The 19,050-nt window shown below is 38.3% G+C and carries 14 protein-coding genes and 1 pseudogene; 13 read left to right on the plus strand and 2 right to left on the minus strand.

Annotated elements, in window-relative coordinates:
* Positions 1 to 300: 300 nt before the first annotated feature.
* The 5 genes from H8706_RS10670 (at position 301) to H8706_RS10690 (ending at position 4,979) form a co-directional block, all read left to right on the plus strand.
* Positions 301 to 1,131, plus strand: a complete 831-nt coding sequence (locus H8706_RS10670) for a DUF3560 domain-containing protein (protein ID WP_262432620.1) — start codon at positions 301 to 303, stop codon at positions 1,129 to 1,131.
* Between the two features lie 191 nt (positions 1,132 to 1,322).
* Positions 1,323 to 1,520 carry a helix-turn-helix domain-containing protein gene (locus H8706_RS10675; RefSeq protein ID WP_262432621.1) on the plus strand — a complete coding sequence of 66 codons (198 nt, stop codon included), beginning with the start codon at positions 1,323 to 1,325 and terminating at the stop codon, positions 1,518 to 1,520.
* 28 nt (positions 1,521 to 1,548) lie between these two features.
* The gene (locus tag H8706_RS10680) at positions 1,549 to 1,941 is read left to right on the plus strand and encodes a pyridoxamine 5'-phosphate oxidase family protein (protein WP_262432622.1); all 393 of its coding nucleotides are present in this window, start codon (positions 1,549 to 1,551) and stop codon (positions 1,939 to 1,941) included.
* Positions 1,942 to 2,076: 135 nt separating this feature from the next.
* Positions 2,077 to 2,385 carry a hypothetical protein gene (locus tag H8706_RS10685; protein ID WP_262432623.1) on the plus strand — a complete coding sequence of 103 codons (309 nt, stop codon included), beginning with the start codon at positions 2,077 to 2,079 and terminating at the stop codon, positions 2,383 to 2,385.
* 275 nt (positions 2,386 to 2,660) lie between these two features.
* The gene (locus H8706_RS10690) at positions 2,661 to 4,979 is read left to right on the plus strand and encodes a M28 family peptidase (RefSeq protein ID WP_262432624.1); all 2,319 of its coding nucleotides are present in this window, start codon (positions 2,661 to 2,663) and stop codon (positions 4,977 to 4,979) included.
* 197 nt (positions 4,980 to 5,176) lie between these two features.
* Here H8706_RS10690 and H8706_RS10695 read toward each other — a convergent pair.
* Positions 5,177 to 5,347: pseudogene (locus H8706_RS10695) on the minus strand (recombinase); the annotation flags it as partial.
* A 564-nt stretch (positions 5,348 to 5,911) separates the two neighbouring features.
* On the opposite strand from H8706_RS10695, the gene H8706_RS10700 reads away from it, so the two are divergent.
* From H8706_RS10700 to H8706_RS10725, 6 genes are all read left to right on the plus strand, one after another.
* Positions 5,912 to 8,290 (plus strand): PepSY domain-containing protein, encoded by a 2,379-nt coding sequence (locus tag H8706_RS10700; RefSeq protein WP_262432625.1) that lies wholly within the window; start codon positions 5,912 to 5,914, stop codon positions 8,288 to 8,290.
* Between the two features lie 247 nt (positions 8,291 to 8,537).
* Positions 8,538 to 9,218 carry a hypothetical protein gene (locus H8706_RS10705; RefSeq protein ID WP_262432626.1) on the plus strand — a complete coding sequence of 227 codons (681 nt, stop codon included), beginning with the start codon at positions 8,538 to 8,540 and terminating at the stop codon, positions 9,216 to 9,218.
* Positions 9,219 to 9,231: 13 nt separating this feature from the next.
* Positions 9,232 to 9,393, plus strand: coding sequence for a hypothetical protein (locus tag H8706_RS10710; RefSeq protein ID WP_262432627.1), 162 nt, complete (start codon positions 9,232 to 9,234; stop codon positions 9,391 to 9,393).
* On the plus strand, positions 9,390 to 10,547 hold the full coding sequence (locus tag H8706_RS10715) for a PstS family phosphate ABC transporter substrate-binding protein (protein ID WP_262432628.1): 1,158 nt from the start codon (positions 9,390 to 9,392) through the stop codon (positions 10,545 to 10,547). Before H8706_RS10710 ends, H8706_RS10715 begins: the two co-directional genes overlap by 4 nt.
* Positions 10,548 to 10,559: 12 nt before the next feature.
* Positions 10,560 to 12,188 (plus strand): stalk domain-containing protein, encoded by a 1,629-nt coding sequence (locus H8706_RS10720; protein ID WP_262432629.1) that lies wholly within the window; start codon positions 10,560 to 10,562, stop codon positions 12,186 to 12,188.
* 23 nt (positions 12,189 to 12,211) lie between these two features.
* A complete protein-coding gene (locus H8706_RS10725) occupies positions 12,212 to 14,836 on the plus strand; it encodes a serpin family protein (protein WP_262432630.1) in 2,625 nt (874 codons plus the stop codon).
* 54 nt (positions 14,837 to 14,890) lie between these two features.
* On the opposite strand, the gene H8706_RS10730 is transcribed toward H8706_RS10725, so the two are convergent.
* On the minus strand, positions 14,891 to 15,082 hold the full coding sequence (locus tag H8706_RS10730; RefSeq protein ID WP_262432631.1) for an Hsp20 family protein: 192 nt from the start codon (positions 15,080 to 15,082) through the stop codon (positions 14,891 to 14,893).
* A gap of 258 nt (positions 15,083 to 15,340) precedes the next feature.
* Between H8706_RS10730 and H8706_RS10735 the strand changes: the two genes are divergently transcribed.
* Together H8706_RS10735 and H8706_RS10740 are read left to right on the plus strand one after the other, a co-directional pair.
* Positions 15,341 to 15,700, plus strand: coding sequence for a BlaI/MecI/CopY family transcriptional regulator (locus H8706_RS10735; RefSeq protein ID WP_262432632.1), 360 nt, complete (start codon positions 15,341 to 15,343; stop codon positions 15,698 to 15,700).
* A 6-nt stretch (positions 15,701 to 15,706) separates the two neighbouring features.
* Positions 15,707 to 18,766, plus strand: a complete 3,060-nt coding sequence (locus tag H8706_RS10740; protein WP_262432633.1) for a M56 family metallopeptidase — start codon at positions 15,707 to 15,709, stop codon at positions 18,764 to 18,766.
* Positions 18,767 to 19,050: the final 284 nt, after the last annotated feature.

The following is a 19,050-nucleotide window of genomic DNA, read 5'->3' on the forward strand; positions in this document are numbered from 1 at the left end:
TTAGGTAGATAGATTTTATAGAAAATATTATGTTGAGAAAGAAAATAGACAAATCAAGTATTATAAGGCGTTGTCTATTTCTGCTCAACATAATATTTTAGCTTAGATAATATAGATTATGTTGAGATACACATAATTTATATAAGCTGGGCGAATAAATTGTATAAATTCCAAAAACGCAATCGGTCTGTTTATCTCGTGAACCGAGGTTGGGTTCATCGTGAACCTGCAAGAAGACTAAAACCTAAATAGGGGATATTGCAAAAGAAATATTATATATGCAAAAGGAGACTGAATATTATGAATAAATACGAAGAAAAAAGACAGGCAAGAATCGACAGGCTCAACGAGGCTGCTGACAGAGCCGAAAAAAGAGCGTCAGATACATACGATTCGGCAAGAAAAATGTCAGAGGCAATTCCTTTCGGGCAGCCGATAATTGTTGGACATCATTCGGAGCAATCCGACAGAAATTATCGTAAACGCATAAACGATAAGTTTGAATCGGCATTCCGTGAACAAGGCAAAGCTGATGAATTAAGGGCAAAGGCAGAAGCGGCAGAAAATAACACGGCAATATCGTCTGATGATCCCGAAGCAATACAAAAACTTAAAGATAAGCTCCTTGGTCTTGAAGAAAGTCAGGAAAAAATGAAGGCTATAAATAAGTATTACAAGAAAAACGGAACTTGCATTGGCTGTGACGGTATAAGTGATGAAAGAGCCGAAAAACTTGACAATGCGGCGAAGAAAAACTATGAAGGCAGACCGTTTCCGACCTATTCACTCACAAATAACAATCAGAATATACGGAGCATAAGGCTGAGAATTGAGGAATTGGAAAAACTGCGGGAACTTGACTTTGAACCGGTTGAGTTTGAAAAGGGAAAGGTAATTGTGAATAAGGAGATAAACCGCATTCAATTTTTCTTTGACGGAAAGCCGGACGAGGAAACAAGAGGTGTGTTAAAGTCGTGGGGATTCCATTTTTCGAGGTACAATAATAACGCATGGCAAAGACAGCTTAATTCAAACGGCATTTATGCTACAAAGAAAGTCCTTGAAAAACTTGACGAAATAAACCAATCGGAAGAACAGAATATTGATGAGGGACCGATTCTTGGTATGTAACAGAGTGTAACTCATTATTTTCCCAATATCCCAAGTAGTATAAAACGGAGCGAAAAAAAATATGCCGGGGAGTAAAATCCCCGGTTGTTTTTTTGTGCAAAGAGGAGAAAATATATAGAAATCAAGCGAAGTCTTGATTTTAGCGCCGAAATATGTTAAAATAAACATATCAAATTTCGGAGGCTTATGCTATGGTAACATATCAAAGACTGTGGAAAACTCTTGAACAGAAGAAAATCCGCAAGCATGATTTGATGGAGCTTGCGGGAATATCGTCAACAACATTGACAAAACTAAATAAAAACGAAATTGTGGCATTGACAGTGCTTGTGAAAATATGCAAAGCGCTTGACTGCCGCATTGAAGACATAATGGAAATTACGGAATAAATTTATTTGAAAAAAGGAGATAATGATTATGGAAAGAGTATGTAAATTTTTGAAAGATGCAAAAACTTATTATTTGGCAACGGTTGACGGCGATAAACCGAAGGTTCGCCCGTTCGGCACGGCTCATATTTTTGAAGGCAAGCTCTATATTCAGACCGGCAAGAAAAAAGCTGTATCGGAGCAGATAAAGAAAAATCCGAATGTAGAGATATGTGCAATGAACGGCGAAGACTGGCTCAGAGTATCGGGCGAGCTTATTGAGGACGACCGCAGAGAGGCAAGAGTTTCAATGCTTGAAGCATATCCGGAGCTTAAAGCGCTTTATAATCCTGATGACGGGAACACACAGGTGTTCTATTTTAAGAATGCAAAAGCAGTATTTTCATCATTTACAAAGCCGGAGGAAACAGTGGAGTTTTAATCGGGTGGCATCGGTTTCAAGATTCAAATAAGCAGGAGGACATATGGAATACAGGAAATTTGACAGCACAATAATTGCAAGGATAAAAGCGTACACTCTGGCTATTTTGAAAAAGAAGATTAAAGGGGCTTGTCTATGAAGAAAATAATATATTTTTTACCTGCTATACCATTCACCATTATATTGGTATATTTTTCTTTCCTAACTTCGATAAAAACAACTCCTGTTGTTTGGATAATTGATATACTGCTTATATTATCAGGGTTGTTATTATGCAAAAATAAATGGTGGGGTTGCTTCTTTGGCGTAATTGTTGGTGGAATACTAGTGTATATGGGCTTAAAGGAAACGGGACAGATTTTTAAGGAATACCTTATAGGCTTTCCTCTCATTATTTTTTATGCAGTGAGTGGAATTTACGTTGCTAATAAAGTAAGGAGGTAGCACTATGAAAAGGGTATTATCAATTATTTTATTAATTATGATGTTGCTATCAATTACAAGTATTGTTTCAGCAGAAAATGAATATTTCCCGACATCACTATACATTGATGATGTATACACGGATATTGATTTGGATATCACAAACGATGAGGGTCAGCCTCTGCTTCCTCTTAAAAAGCTATGCGACTATTTAGAGTATCTTCATATGTGTTGCAGCTCTTTTATACTTTTGATGAAGTGTTTTATAATTATTAAACTGTTATAAAGGTGATTTTATGAAAAAATTTACAAGTGCATTAATTATCCTTATGCTGCTTTTCACAAGTACTAATTACATGATTCTTGCAGAAGAAAATATTATTGATGTAAGCTCTATGATGACCACGATTGAAACATTATCCGCAAATCCAAGAGGTTATGAAAATAAGGAAATAGAGCTTGCAAGACAATTTATTATTGACAAATTCAATGATTATGGATTAGAAGTAACGACCCAAGAATTTGAAACTAATCTTACCGATTGGAATGGAAATAAATTTGTAGCGGTTAATATTATTGGTACATTGAAGTCAAACACAGAAGTTAAAACCGATGATATCTTAATCATCGGTGCACACTATGACGGTATTAATAATATTCCTGCCGCAAATGACAATGCTTCCGGTATATCGGTTATGTTGGAGCTTATACGGCTTTTGCACGATATACCAACAGATACGGAAATTCGCTTTGTTGCTTTTGACGCGGAAGAAATGGGGTTGATTGGTTCGGAATACTATGCCAGTCATTTAGGGGATGACATAAACCGTACAATTGGAATGCTTAATATTGATATGATTGGATCAACAAAAGCGGGATCTGTAAGCATATTCTCCAGTAATGGAAATGAAAATTACTTGTCGGATATATTGAAAAAGAACAAAAAGTATACTAACATTGCGGTATCAAGAGATTTTGGCAGAAGCGACCATATGTCTTTCTATCCGAAGCAAATCCCTGATTTGAATTTTGCACATAAACCGATTCAAAATGAATACCATTGTGAAAACGATATAATTGAGAACATAAACCCCAATATGCTTGCATATGTTGCAAATGCAGTACAAATCATTGCACTTGAAATAATGAGTGAGAGTACACCATCTTATATATCAATCGCCAAACCTATTCCTGATAATACTGTTTATACAATTGAAAACAATATCAGAATTCCTTTCGGATGGCTAACGGAATTTGAAAAGACAACCGGTATTAAGCTAAGTCAAATCCCGTCTGCCGACACAAATGCGGTCTATCAAGCCAAAGTAAAAATGTTTGGGATGCCTGAAATTCTTACGCTTACAGCATCATCGGGTATAGGCGTTATTGGAGGAGTGGAGCATTTCTCTGTAAATATGCAGCAAGTCGGAATTACATTTGAGAAGTTAAACGAAGTGTTGACAAATTTATTTGGTTCACCTTCTCAAAACGAGATTCAAGAAACAGATACTGTTATATATGACTGGCACAATATTTTTGGAAACACATACAGCATTATACTTAACAAGAGTAACAATACTTATTCTTTTCATATTGTATGGTATAGAGGCGCTCCTGATGCGGAAGGATATACCATAAATGGTGGCGAGCTTGTCCGTATGGAACAAGCAGTTGGTTCTGTAAGTGTACACATAACAGAAAAGGATGGTGAAATTATTCATGAGGAACATAAGAATTTGCCCTCGAACACATTGCCTATTACGGACAACGCAAAAAGGGCTTGGGCAAAAATCAAACCATATTTATCTGATGATGAAATCAATACAATCGTATTTCTCTGTATATCTACTGATGGTATAGGCGGCGGACAACCTATTAGCATAGAAAAGCACATATTTGACGAAGAAGAATTTGAAAATAAAATAAAGAGCATAAAAGATAAAGAGTATTATATGGACTATTCTCCGACAGGTACATATCTATATTTAGATGATATTGATCTGCTAAATTCGCAAGGGAATTGTTTCGTTGAGTCAAATCTATCAAAAAACCTCTCTATTGCTCGTGCAACAGCCAGAGGAAAAGGCTGTACGGATATCCCTTCCGAATGGGCGGTAAATGATGTTGTAAATGCTATTAAAGCAGATATTTTACCAAGTGAGTTACAGTCAAACTATCAAACAAACATCACAAGAGAACAATTTTGCGACCTTGCTTTTGCGCTTCTTGAAAAAATTTCCGGATTAAAATGGCATACTGCACAGGATATGCTATTTGAGGATACGAATAATATGTCGGTTGGTACATTGTATAAGCAGGGTATTATAAATGGAAAGGCAAAAGGAATCTTTGCGCCTCATGACTTTATAACCCGTGAGGAAGCGGCGACTATACTTGATAGAATTTGTGAGTACGTGGATATTTCGGGTAATGATGTTTATGACTTCCGCTTTCATGATGATGAAGCAATATCCGAATGGGCAAAAAGCGGCGTTTATCATATGCAGTTTATAGGCATTATGAACGGTGTCGGAGATGATTTGTTTGCACCGCAAGACACATATACTGTAGAGCAGGCTATCTTAACTATGGTTAGGATTTATGATTACCACTAAAATAATTTCAAGAAAGCCATTAACAAAACTTACCATTATCGTTATTTTTCGATAGTGGTAAGTTTTTTATAGAAACTTCTCGAAACATGAAGAATTTTAACAGGGCAATCTGATTATACTTAGCAATGTGAAACAACATAAAAATAGTGTGATAGGTAATCATCACAAAAATGGTTACGCTATCACACCTCAACTAAACGAAGTCCCGACACACCGTCGTCGGTAAAATGGACTATATTGGTGTAGCCGTTTCGCTTTGCATAATCTTCAAGCAGTTTCTTTTGGTTTGTGATACTGTTGCTTTCGCCTTGCAGCTCGTCATCACGGGAAAGACACTCATACAATGGCGTGATTTTTGTGCTTTTCATTATGCACAACTCCTTTCTCGTTTTGACTCATACAGATAAATAAGTCTTTTATAGCATACAACACCTTTTGTATGTTTGGATTTGTCACCTAAATCATATCATAAAGGTTGAAAACTTTCTACTTATTTTTCCGCATTTAAGAAAAACGAAAAAATTCACAAACATTTTCATAGTGCAAAACGCCGAAATTGCTTAAATCACCTAAAAAGCATTGACGAAATCGGAAGAATGTGATATCATATATTTGTAGAAGAGTATATAGAGAGGGTTTGGCAAGTATGAAGCGACGGCGTAAAATTAATACATACATTTACTCGCGGCATAGGCGTAGATTTGCCTTTTTCCGTTATTCGTTCGCGGGTATTTATTAAGGTGTGTTCGTTTTCAAAGTATTTTGAAATCGGGCTCACCTTTTTTCGTTCTTACGCCGAAAATACAATAGGTGACTACATACCCGAAAGGAGCGTGCTGCCTATGAAAGAAAAAAACGCCGGATGTTCGCACTTCGGCATAAACAGAGAGCTGCGAAACAAGATGAAATTACAAAAAAGGAGGTCATGAAACATGAAACGCAAAACAAAAAAACCGGTTTCCGTTCTGCTTTGTATAGTACTGCTGCTTTCGCTTATACCACTGACGGCACTTGCGGATGAATCGAAGGCTGTAAAGATTACGGAAGAATCAAAGACCGCAGAGCTTGTTACGGATACGGCAAAGTTTATCTCTTTGGATGAGGCAAAAGAAATTGCACTCAAAGACGCCGAGCTTGACAGAAACAAACAAAAAATAACGTTCACCAAGGAAGAACTGAGCCGCAATAAAGGCAGACCCTGCTACCTGTTGGATTTTTATACAGGGGAAAATCAGTATCATTATGAGGTTGACGCAAAGACGGGAGAAGTTATCTACGGCAGAAGATATATTCTGCTTACCGAAGCAAAAAAGATTGCCGTTGATGATGCGGGCTGCACCGAAAAGGTTACCTTTACAGAGGAAGAATTGGTGGACGGCGGCATCAAAACGCCGTATTATCGGCTTATCTTTGCAGACAATAAAACACAGTGGACATACCGAATCAATGCGGTAAGCGGCGATATACTTGAAAAGAAAGAGAAGAATATCGGCGAGGCAGATTTAATCTCTTTGGAAAAAGCAAAATCAATAGCGCTTAATGATGCCGGTCTTGTTGAAAATGCGGAAAAGATTGTGTTCACCAAGGAGGAGCTAATCCGCAATCAGGGCAAGCCCTATTACCTGTTGGAGTTTTACACCGGTAAATATCAGTATCACTATGAGATTGATGCAAAGACGGGCGACATTATCTATGGCAGAAGATATATTCTGCTTGCCGATGCAAAAAGGATTGCCGTTGATGATGCCGAATGCAGCGACAAGGTTACTTTTTTGGAGGAGGAATTGGTAGACGGCGGTATTAAAACACCGTATTATCTGCTTGTCTTTGCAGACAACAATACGCAGTGGACATACCGAATCAATGCGATAAGCGGCGCTGTGATGGGAAAGCATATTGATGATATCAGCGGTACGAATTTTATTTCCTTGGAGGAAGCAAAGAAAATCGCACTGAAGGACGCCAAGCTTGATGAATACGCACAAAAAATTGTGTTCACCAAAGCCGAGCTTAACCGCAACCAAGGCAGACCCTGCTATATTTTGGAGTTTTACACAGGTAAATATCAGTATCACTATGAGATTGACGCAAAGACAGGCGAAATAATCTACGGCAGAAGATATATTCTGCTTGCCGACGCAAAAAAGATTGCCGTTGATGATGCCGGGTGCGCCGAAAAGGTTACCTTTACCGAAGAAGAGTTGGTAGACGGCGGCATTAAAACGCCTTACTACCGACTCGTATTTGCCGACAGGAAAACGCAGTGGACATACCGAATCAATGCGGTAAGCGGCGCTATACTTGAAAAGAAAAGCAAAATTATTGATGAGCCGGATTATATCTCCCTGGAAGAAGCAAAGAAGATTGCGCTTAAGGACGCAGAGCTTGACAAATACGCACAAAAAATTGTGTTCACCAAAGCCGAGCTGAATTATTATTATGGTAAGCGTTGCTATTTGTTGGAGTTTTATACGGGGGAAAATCTGTATTACTATCAGATTGATACAAAGACAGGAGAAATACTTTACGGCAGAAGATATATTCTGCTTGCCGACGCAAAAAAGATTGCCGTTGATGATGCCGAATGCAGCGACAGGGTTACCTTTTTGGAGGAAGAATTGGTAGACGGCGGCATTAAAACGCCTTATTATCATCTCGTATTTGCCGACAATAAGACGCAGTGGACATACCGAATCAATGCGGTGACGGGCAGCATACTCAAAAAGAAACAAAAGGACATCAAGGTAAAACCAGACACCGAATGGGAAAATCCGTTCGGTGACGTTAAGAAAAGAGATTGGTTTTACTTTTCGGTGAAATTCGCATATGATTTTGGATTGATGAAGGGTACCACCGAGATGGAATTCTCACCCGACTCTTATGTGACCAGGGCAATGTTTGTCATGATTATTTATCGTATGGAAAAAGAGCCGCAAGCCGGAGACTCCGTGTTTGTGGACGTTGAAATCGGCGGTTATTACGACAGGGCGGTTGCATGGGCAAATGCAAACGGCATTGTTTCCGGCGTTTCAAAAGACCGTTTTGCACCGAACGATCCGATTACCCGTGAACAGATGGCAACAATCCTTTACCGCTACGCAAATTTCAAGGGATATGACATAGAATCAAACGGCAACACGGCATACTCGGACAGCAGCTCTATTTCCGGCTATGCGAGGAACGCTGTAAGCTGGGCAGCTGCAAACCTGCTTATGAAAGGCAATGACGACGGCAGCTTTTTGCCGAATGCAAATGCAACAAGAGCGCAGGCAGCGGCTGTATTTGCCCGTATGATTGAAAATCTGGAATAAGGATGACCCGGTTGTAACATAAGGTATATTTTCAACGTATAAACCACTGTTGCAAAACGATGCGCAGGCATTGGCGATACAATGACAATGCTTGCGCATATCCCCTTAGGGCAGCCGCTTCGACTGCCCTTTTTTTTGTACCTGAGGCCTTGACTAACTTTGTATGTCTCACAAAAAACAGTTTATTATTTTAAAAAAATGATGCAGCTTTACAGATTTCAAAATTGTATATACGGAGGTTGATTTTGTGAAACGGACAATAACTTTAATGCTTGCGGCGTGCTGCCTGCTGCTGACTGCGTGCGATAATTCAAGCATCGGCATAATCGGCGGTTCAGACGGACCGACACAGGTATATATCAATAAAAGCAATGAAAATAAAGATTATGAACAGTATCTGACAGAACATTATGTCGATGAATCAAAGCTTCCGATACTTGATATAAACTTGGAAAAAAGATTTATATCCGACGATAGAGTTCTTATTACGGATGACTCGGTTGAAAATGAGTGGGAGCTGATGATTTATGAGTTTTATCACAATATGACGTCAGGCTCTTTTGGGAAGATGAAAGCTGTTATCGAAGATGAATCATTACTTGCGGCTGTAGAAAACGAAGAAAAGAATTTTAAGGACGGGATTTACTATAGTAAAATTTGCATTGATGATTTGGAGCTTTTGGAAAAAGATGACCTGAAAGATATTTCGGAGAAAAATAAGCGGGAAATTTACGAAAGACTGAATCATTTGGGCATAAGCGAATTTGGCATTGCAAAAGTCGAAACCGAATTAAAGCATAACGAGAAATCACTGAGTTTAGCTCCGCAAGTCGGTGACGGCGAGGTAACACGATATTATCTTATTGGCAAAAAGGCTGATACATATAAGATTTTTGAAGTTTATTGGGAAGAATTTTTAAATGACTGAGGGGGTGCGGATAATGAAGAAGATGGTTCTCGGCATTGCGGTAATTCTTTTTGCAATATGCATTGAAATATCCGCCGCAGGGCATTTGGAGTATATCACTTGGGGCATAGGCGCAATAGGGGTGGTAATATCCGTTGTGGGATATGCGGAAAACGGAAAAGGAGACAAGCAATGAAAAAAGCATTATTTATAGTACTCAAAATACTTTTAACGGCGGCAACTTTATTTGCAAGCTATTATGCTTTAATTATAATCGGTATGTTTTTGTTTTGGAACGGCATAAATCACATTATAGCATACATAGGTTTAATTGTTGTACCGTCACTTTTGCTGCCTTTGATATGGCTGAAAAAGAGAAAGAAGTTTTTAATAATTTGGTGTATCTGTGCCGCCGTGTACGGAGCCGCTCTCGGAACAAACTTCGGAATAATCAAATATAACAAAAGTATCACTGTTAATACTTCTCCGAACATTGATATTCATGAGTATCTGCCGTTTGATGAAGATTCCAAAATTGTAAAGACGGACAGCAAAACATTAAAGCTTACCGAAAATCTGCCGAGAATTGACGGGGCTGCTGCATTGTTTCCCGTATATTCCGCATTTGTGAACGCTGTATATCCGAATACGACAAAGCTGCACGATGGAATATTTGAGTATAACAATACTCCTGACGGCTATCGCCTTTTAGCGGAAAAAGAAACAGATATTTTCATCGGTGTGTATCCGTCCGATGAGCAAAGGGCATACGCAGAAGAAAACCAAACCACTTTTGAATATACGCCTATCGGAACGGAGGCATTTGTTTTCTTTGTTCACAAGGACAACCCTATCACCAATCTTACCACCGAGCAGATAAAAGATATTTATTCCGGCAAGATTACAAATTGGAAGGATGTCGGCGGAAAAAATGAGAAAATTGCCGCATTTCAGCGAAATGAGGGCAGCGGAAGCCAAAGTATGCTGAAACGTTTTATGGGTGATACGCCGATTACGGATGCGCCTACCGAAATGGTGAATGATTTAATGGCGGGCATTATAGAACAGGTGGCGGATTATAAAAGCAAAACAAACTCAATCGGGTTTTCATTCAGATATTATGTTGAGGGAATTATAAAGAATCCTGATATAAAAATGATCTCGATTGACGGCGCTGCACCGACCTCCGAAAACATCAGAAACGGCAGTTATCCCATGCTTACGCCGATTTATGCTGTTACATACAAGGAAAATCAAAACGGCAATGTTGACAAATTACTTGAATGGATTTTATCCGATGAGGGGCAATACATTATAAACGAAACAGGTTATGTGGGAATAAAGAATTAGGAGGACAGTACAATGAAAAAACTATTATCAATTATTTTAACTGCCGCAATATCGGCAGCATCAGCAATTTCGGCTTTTGCTTACGACAAGACAAATATAACCGTTCATAATACGGAAAAACACGGCTTATATATAACTGTCGGCGGAACGAAAATATATTGCGATAAAACCGAACTGCCGTTTATTGACGAAAATGACAGAACGCAAATTCCCGTCCGTGCCGTCAGCAATGCGCTGGGCAAAAAGGCAGATTGGAACGATACCGACAAGACAGTCACAATTTCAGATTATAACGATGACAAAAATACTGTTATTTTTACTATTGATTCCAAATCAATGCTTAAAAATAATAAAGCAGTCAATATGGATACAGAACCTAAAATATTCAACAATCATACATATGTGCCGCTTAAGTTTTTGGGTGAGGCTTTTGGATGTGATGTAGACTATACAACCGAAGACAGATTTTCGGATATAACCGTAAGCCGCATATCTGATTTTGCAGGATTCAATCAGGCTGACAGTATTACCGTATGGGGCGATATAGAAGGCCTTTTCCACGAAGCCGGAGCGCTTGGCTCTATAATGCCGTATGAAGGTGAAGCGCCTGACTTAAATGCAAATTATATAAGCGCATATAGGGTAACAATGCCTGAGAATGACACTAATTCGGAATTTGATGTCTATTGGGACACCTTGTATCATAAAACTTTTGTAAAAACGGGCGTCGTTTTATATACGGCAAACGAAGCCTTCCCTCGCTTTTTGGATTCCCTTTTGGAAGCAGGCGGCGATGCGATTTATGTTGTTGATGATAAGGACAGAGAGTTGTTTGCAAAATACGGTTGGAATATAAATTATAAACTTGCGTCGCTTACAGATGCTTTGCCGCAATTTAAGGAGCTTGGCGATTTTTTCGCAAATGAGTATTATTATCTCTACAACAATGAGCTTTCAAAGGATATTGGACTTGATTTAAGCAAGTATGCCGAAAAAGCTGTAACGGTTGACATTTATCAGCTTCGTGAGGGTATGCCCGAAAAATTTTATCCCATAACCACCGCAAGAGGTATCGTTGTTAAATACGAAAACGAAATTATAGGAGCGTTTATAAGCACAGGACGGCATCAAGTTGAAAATGCCTGCAGCTTATCGGGAAAGAGCTTTGATGAAATAACAAATATGAGCTTTGCAGACTTTATTGTACCTCTGCTGAAATCCGAAGATGATATGAAATCAAAAACGCCCGAAGAAATCATTAAAATGTATTGTGAGGCTTTGAATGAAAAAGATGAAGACACAGCAATACAATGTATTGCAAAAACTACAATGTTCGGTGGGGTTACGTCGAACCTGTTAAATACGGAATTATATGACAGTATTCCGCATTTGCCGCTGACAAATAAAACCTTTGTTAAGGACGATGAAAGACGGATTGACAATATAAAATCAATTTCAAATGTGGAAATTAAACCCCATAATAATAAAAATTCCGATGAAAAGCATAAGTCTTATACGGTAACATTTGATGCCGAATATGTGCGGGAAGAAGCTATCTCAAACGGAAATCAGTATTGGATATGCACTATGGTTTACGAATCCGATAACACCGGCTGGAAAATAGCTTCTTTCGGGCATTGATAAAGAATTAGGAGGACAGTACAATGAAAAAATTATTATCGCTGATTTTAACAATTACAACGCTTTGCTCTATGGCAATAACTGTATTTGCCGATGATACCGTCAATGATGTGGTGAAAGTAGGTATTAACGCAGAGTTTAAGCCGTTTGAATATTACGAGGGTGACGAGCTGAAAGGCTTTGATGTTGAGCTGATGGATTTAATCGGCGAGAAAATCGGCAGAAAAATTGAATTTGTCAATATGGATTTTGATGCGCTCATTCCGGCTGTTTTAAGCGGAAGAGTTGACTGTGCGATTTCCGCGATTACTGTTACGGAAGATAGGGATAAAGTGATTGATTATTCGAGAGAATATTTGAGAACAACGACAGTAACCTTTGAAAACGGTCAAATAAGCCGCAAGTACGGAGAAGATTATGCGATTGTTTTCCGTGACGGTGTTGCTCAAGCCAAATACAGGTCAATCATAATACCTACGGATTATGAGAAGTTATATATGAATATTGACGATGCTTTAAGCGATTTATCTCAAAACAGAACCGTCGGAAAGCTCATAGAAAAATATGATTTGAACCAACCGCTGGACGAAACAAAAGAAAATATTGAATATATGGATGTGCGCGGTTGTGGTACTCTTGGCGCAAAAACAGTGGAAATAGAAATACCCGTTTCGGCAAGCAAATGGGCAGCAGACAGCATTGAAACCGCAAGAAAAATAAATATTATAAGCGGAAACTGTAACTTCCCCGGGGCAATTACCCGTGAAGAATTTTGTGAACTTGTATTCAATTATATTAAAAATTTTCCCGGATCGGCTTTCTCGGTGGGTATAATAAAACCTCCTTTTACCGATACGGATAATGAACATATTGAAGTGCTGAACGCATTGGGCATTGTCAAAGGAAAATCCGAAACGGAGTTTGCACCGAACGATTCGCTTACACGTGAAGAAGCCGTAGCCATTCTTTATCGTATGATAAACAAAATATATCCCGGCTGGGATGCGACGGCGCAATACTTTGATTTTGCCGACAGCGCGGAAATTTCCGAATGGGCAATGAATGATATTCAAGTCATCTGCAATATGGGTATTATGCAGGGCGTGGGCGATAACAGATTTGCTCCAAAGGAGTTATATACCACCGAACAGGCTGTTGCAACGCTTGTGAGGGTATATAATAATTTTTCAAAATCAAATGATATATCAAACGCCGAGAATTTGTCTTACAGCCAAATAAAAGATTTGCAAGAGTCTGTAAACAACGGTCATTTTCCGTGGCGGCTCGACTATAAGCAAGTCATTATGAATTTTCTTTCCAACAAGGGTGAAAAAGCCGAAAACGGCGAACTCGTTGCTTTTGCCGGTGACGGAGAAAAATGCAGCGGCAACTATAAAATAGGAAACAGCATTTATACTCTTGAATTGTTTAAGCCTATTGATAAAGGCGAAACAGGTATTTGGATAGTAAAATCGTGTGCCAAAAAAGACGTTATCGGCGGTGTCGATGGGGAAACAGAAATAAGTGTTTCCGACTTGACTTTTGCCGATAAGCTGAACGCACAAATGCCTGCGGATAAAAACTATATGTTTTCTCCGCTGTCCGTTAAGATGGCTCTTGCACTTGCCGCTAACGGAGCAGAGGGCGATACAAAGAATGAAATATTAAACACTCTTGGCGTAAAAAATCTTGACGAATTTAACACGCTTTCAAAGGATTTGATAAAAAGGTACTCTCAAACCGATATTTTGAGCCTTAATATTGCAAATTCAATATGGATCAACAAGGACAAAACAACACAGAATTTCAGCAAAAACTTTAAGAATATCGCAACGGAGTATTATAATGCTGATGTTAAGACGGTTGATAATAAAAATGCAATCGGTGAAATCAATTCTTGGGTGAAGGATAAAACAAAAGGCAAAATTCCGCAGATTATTGATAATGCCGATAACTTTTGGGCAATGCTTATCAATGCAATTTACTTTAAGGGCGCTTGGGAAAATGAGTTCAGCACATCTCTTACAAAACCCGATGAGTTTACTAATGCGGACGGAACAAAAACGCAAACAGACTTTATGAATAAAACAAGCTGGATTCCGTACGCGGAAACAAAATCTGCAAAGATAATTGAATTACCGTATAAAAACAGAGTTGATAAATTCTCGGATAGCGGTGAGCACATCGGCACCGATAGCTTTGATGACCTTGATTTGAGTATGTATTTAATGCTTGCGGATAGCGGAATAAATGCAGAACGAGAGCTTGATACCGCAATCACCGACGAGAATTTTAAGCGTACATATACAAAACTTTCAATGCCGAAATTTAAGATTGAGTATTCCGAACGTCTTAATGATACGCTAAAAAACATCGGCATTAAAACGGCTTTCGACACCAAAACAGCCCGGTTTGAAAAAATGTTTGATTCGGGCAATATGTGGTTTACCGATACAATCCATAAGACATTTATCAGCGTGGACGAAAAAGGAACTGAAGCCGCCGCCGTAACCGCAATCGGTATGGCAGGCTCATCACTTCCGCCGGAGCCAATAGAGCTTAAATTTAATAAACCGTTCTATTTTGCAATTCGTGATAATACAAGCGGAGAAATTCTGTTTATGGGAAGATATGCTTTTGCAGAATAAACGCAGAAAGGCTCGCTGCCGTATTTTGCGGCAACGAGCCTTTCTTTAATAAAATTACTCGATAGCAATTTTGCTTGTTGAATTAAGCTTTTTCTGTTCCTTTTTCGGAAGAACAATGGTCAAGACACCTGATTTATATTTTGCTTTTACATCTTCTGGAGTAACATCGCCGACATAAAAGCTCCTTGTGCAAACACCTGCATCAAGGAGGATTTTTGAATCCCCCTTGATGATACTGCGATGCACACGGAATTATTGCTCGGCACGGCATTGTTGCTGTTTGAAATCAAGGGCGCTGCTTTCTTTGCAAGCATTAAAAATAATTGAAAAGGCACGGTATCTGTATTCCATTTTACGCCTATTTCTTTCTCAGAAAAAAGGAACAAAACATAAGGTTATTTTTGATACTGTGAAAAAAAATAGAAATTTCAAAAAAACTATTGACATTCGCTACTACATAGTGTATAATAAAAACAGGATGTAGAAACGAAAGGGGATGCTGCAATGAAAATATCAGAAACAGAAATGGAGATTATGAAAATAATCTGGGATAAGAACGGTAAGGTAACGACGAGCGAGCTTGCCGATAAAATGCCCGATAAGAAGCTTACAACCATATCAACCCTTGCAGGAAGGCTTATCGACAAAGGCTGTTTAAAATCCGAAAAGATTGGCCGTTCTCATGTTCACGAATACGAAGCGATTATTTCCGAACAGGAATATCAGGCAATGCAAACAAAAGAATTTGTAAAGTCTATTTACCGCGGAAGTGCAAAAAGCCTTATTTCAGCGCTTTTCAGAGATGAAGCTTTTACAAAGGCAGACATTGACGAGTTTAAAAGATTTATAGAGGAACAGGAGTGATGAAATATGATAGAATCGGTTATAATATCAACTCTTGCAGGCTCTGTTATATGTACTGCATTGCTGATATTCAAAAACAAAATATTATCGATCCTGAGCGGTAAGGCTTTATACTACATAAGCTTGCTTGCAATGCTTATATTCATTCTTCCGATGAATATCGGTGAAATATCGCTCCCAAAAGCTCCAATACATCAGCAAGTTAATGTGACGGAATTTAATACGAAAACAAAGGCAGAAAAAACAGATAACGCACTGATACAAACTGTTCGGCAGGAAGCTCAGCAAGAAACACAGCATAATGTACTGCCGAAACCGTCAAAAATCGTAAGAAGATCTAATCCTATTACTATACAGGAGATCTTAATTGCTGTATGGTTGCTTGGGTTTATTATTCTAATGTGCAGATACCTCATTTCATACTTCAGATTTAAGAAGAAAATCTGCGGATTTGATACACACGAAGTCATCGACGGCGTGGACGTAATAAAAAGTACGATAATATCATCGCCGCTTGTGTTCGGATTTTTTAAGCCAACGCTTGCAATTCCCGAAATCAAGATGAATGAGGACGATTATAACCTTGCAATTAAGCATGAAATGGTACACTATAAGCATCACGATTCCTGGTTCAAGCTTTTTGCGGTGATTGTCAATTCGATTTATTGGTTTAATCCGATTACATATCTTATGGTGAATTTAATCGGCGAAGCGTGTGAATATGCTTGTGATGAACAAGTAACAAAAGAAATGGATATGTCAGACAGGAAGCAGTACAGCACAATGATTCTTTCGATGGTATGCCAGACTTCGCCCGCTTTGTCCAGCAACATGGTTAAAAACAAAAAACAGCTTAAAAGGAGGTTTGAGATGATTATGAAAAAGAAAAAATTTAGCGTATGGGGAACAACATTGTGTATGGTGCTTATTCTGGTGCTTACCTGCTGCAGTGTAGTATTCGCAAATGAGATCGAACCTTTGGTATCTTCTCTTTTAAAAGATGATTATGTTTACATTTCCACTTATGGGGACGGTGGTTATAATGAGTTTGTCCCTGTTCGGAAAAACGGAGAATATTATTTGCCGTTAAGAGAGTTTCTGAATAAAACAGATATTGAAAATGATAAAATCAAATATAATAACGGAGTAATTACGATTGATTTTTGGACGAATGAAACGACGATGATTTCTACGGGACTCATCCCAAACGGCAGCGAAACATCCTATTCACAAACAGAGAACAGAACGAAAATACCGAGCGAATATTCGTGGTCAGCGGTTTGTACGGTTGGCAGTAAAGAGGTTGAAATCGGGAACGAAAAATACACTTTATCCAATGCCCCGTATATTGAGAACGGAATTACTTATGTTCCTTACGAATATCTTAAAAAACTGAAATTATATGAAAACAAGACCAGGAGTGCAAACGAACCGAAAGACAGACGCCAAATAACATCAAAATTTATTTCGTTAATGATGTTCGGTTTTGACAGTGCGAACGCTGAATATTATACCGACTACATTCAAATGGAAGTTTTGTTTGGCGAAAATCCCTTTTCAACCTTTTCGGATATGACATACGGTGCGGAAGCAAAACTATCGAAAACAGGCTATCGCACAGAATTTGAAGCCAATTTCAATTATTTTGAATCAGATGATGCCCAAAAAGATGATTATGTTTACATTTCCACTTATGGGGACGGTGGTTATAATGAGTTTGTCCCTGTTCGGAAAAACGGAGAATATTATTTGCCGTTAAGAGAGTTTCTGAATAAAACAGATATTGAAAATGATAAAATCAAATATAATAACGGAGTAATTACGATTGATTTTTGGACGAATGAAACGACGATGATTTCTACGGGACTCATCCCAAACGGCAGCGAAACATCCTATTCACAAACAGAGAACAGAACGAAAATACCGAGCGAATATTCGTGGTCAGCGGTTTGTACGGTTGGCAGTAAAGAGGTTGAAATCGGGAACGAAAAATACACTTTATCCAATGCCCCGTATATTGAGAACGGAATTACTTATGTTCCTTACGAATATCTTAAAAAACTGAAATTATATGAAAACAAGACCAGGAGTGCAAACGAACCGAAAGACAGACGCCAAATAACATCAAAATTTATTTCGTTAATGATGTTCGGTTTTGACAGTGCGAACGCTGAATATTATACCGACTACATTCAAATGGAAGTTTTGTTTGGCGAAAATCCCTTTTCAACCTTTTCGGATATGACATACGGTGCGGAAGCAAAACTATCGAAAACAGGCTATCGCACAGAATTTGAAGCCAATTTCAATTATTTTGAATCAGATGATGCCCAAAAAGAAGGAAATGTTAAAATAAAGCTGAATAAAGTAACACGTATATATAGTAAAGGCAGTGATATAGAGGGATTATTTACAGTAGAAAAGAACGGTGAAATCATTTATGATAATCAAAAAGGTTATATCATGCAGCTTCCGTGTCCTGCGGGCGATGGAGTATTGGATTTTCAAAATACAAAAGTAAAAATCGGTGAATTAAACATTACTGCGTTTTTTACAGGTCTTAACAATGTCCCCGAGGAATACGATGAACGCTTGATAGAAGCTGCAGAAATAATCAAGCTCCCAAATACGGTCAAAAAATTTATAGTTCCCTCTGCCGTTAAGCTAAATGGTATAAATGTGAGCCGCGGAAGTAAGCTATACAGTCATTTTTGGTATAATCCCGAAAAGAAGTTTATTGATGTTAACATAGGGTTTGATAATTTTATCGAAGACAATGACAATCCTATGGAGCAGTACCGTATAAACAGTGAATTGAATTCAAAAATGACAGTCATTGACGAGAATACCATCTCGGCAGAGCTGTATCTCACAGAGGGGAATAATAACAGAATTGATTCCTTTGATGCAATAATCACATTTTTGCCCGATGAAGGATTTGAATTGAAATCTACAGACGGTAAATATATTATTAAAGGACAGACAGAAGATTTTGTTCCGCAATGGCAGTGGACTGAAGAACAAAGGAATACTCCTGTGCCTGCAGTGGTAATGATTGATGAATAATAAGCAACATAATACGGCTTGGTCTGCCTAGATTGACGAAACCAAAAAGACCATAACCATAAAGGAAACACAAAACGCAAAGCAAGTATTCTTTAAAAACCGTGAAATCGGTATAGAAACAATTATGAAGCTTGTTTCTAAAGGATACAAAATAGGATAGTATACGAGACTATCCCAAATTTTGTGTAAAGTCTATACAAGACCTCCAAGATGATATATAATAAAAATATCATTTTGGAGGTTTTAGTTATGCCTAAGTACAAATTAAGTCCCGAAGAAAGGGC

Origin of the sequence: Qingrenia yutianensis (genome assembly GCF_014385105.1) — a bacterium.
In the GTDB taxonomy this organism is placed as follows: Bacteria; Bacillota; Clostridia; order UMGS1810; family UMGS1810; genus Qingrenia; species Qingrenia yutianensis.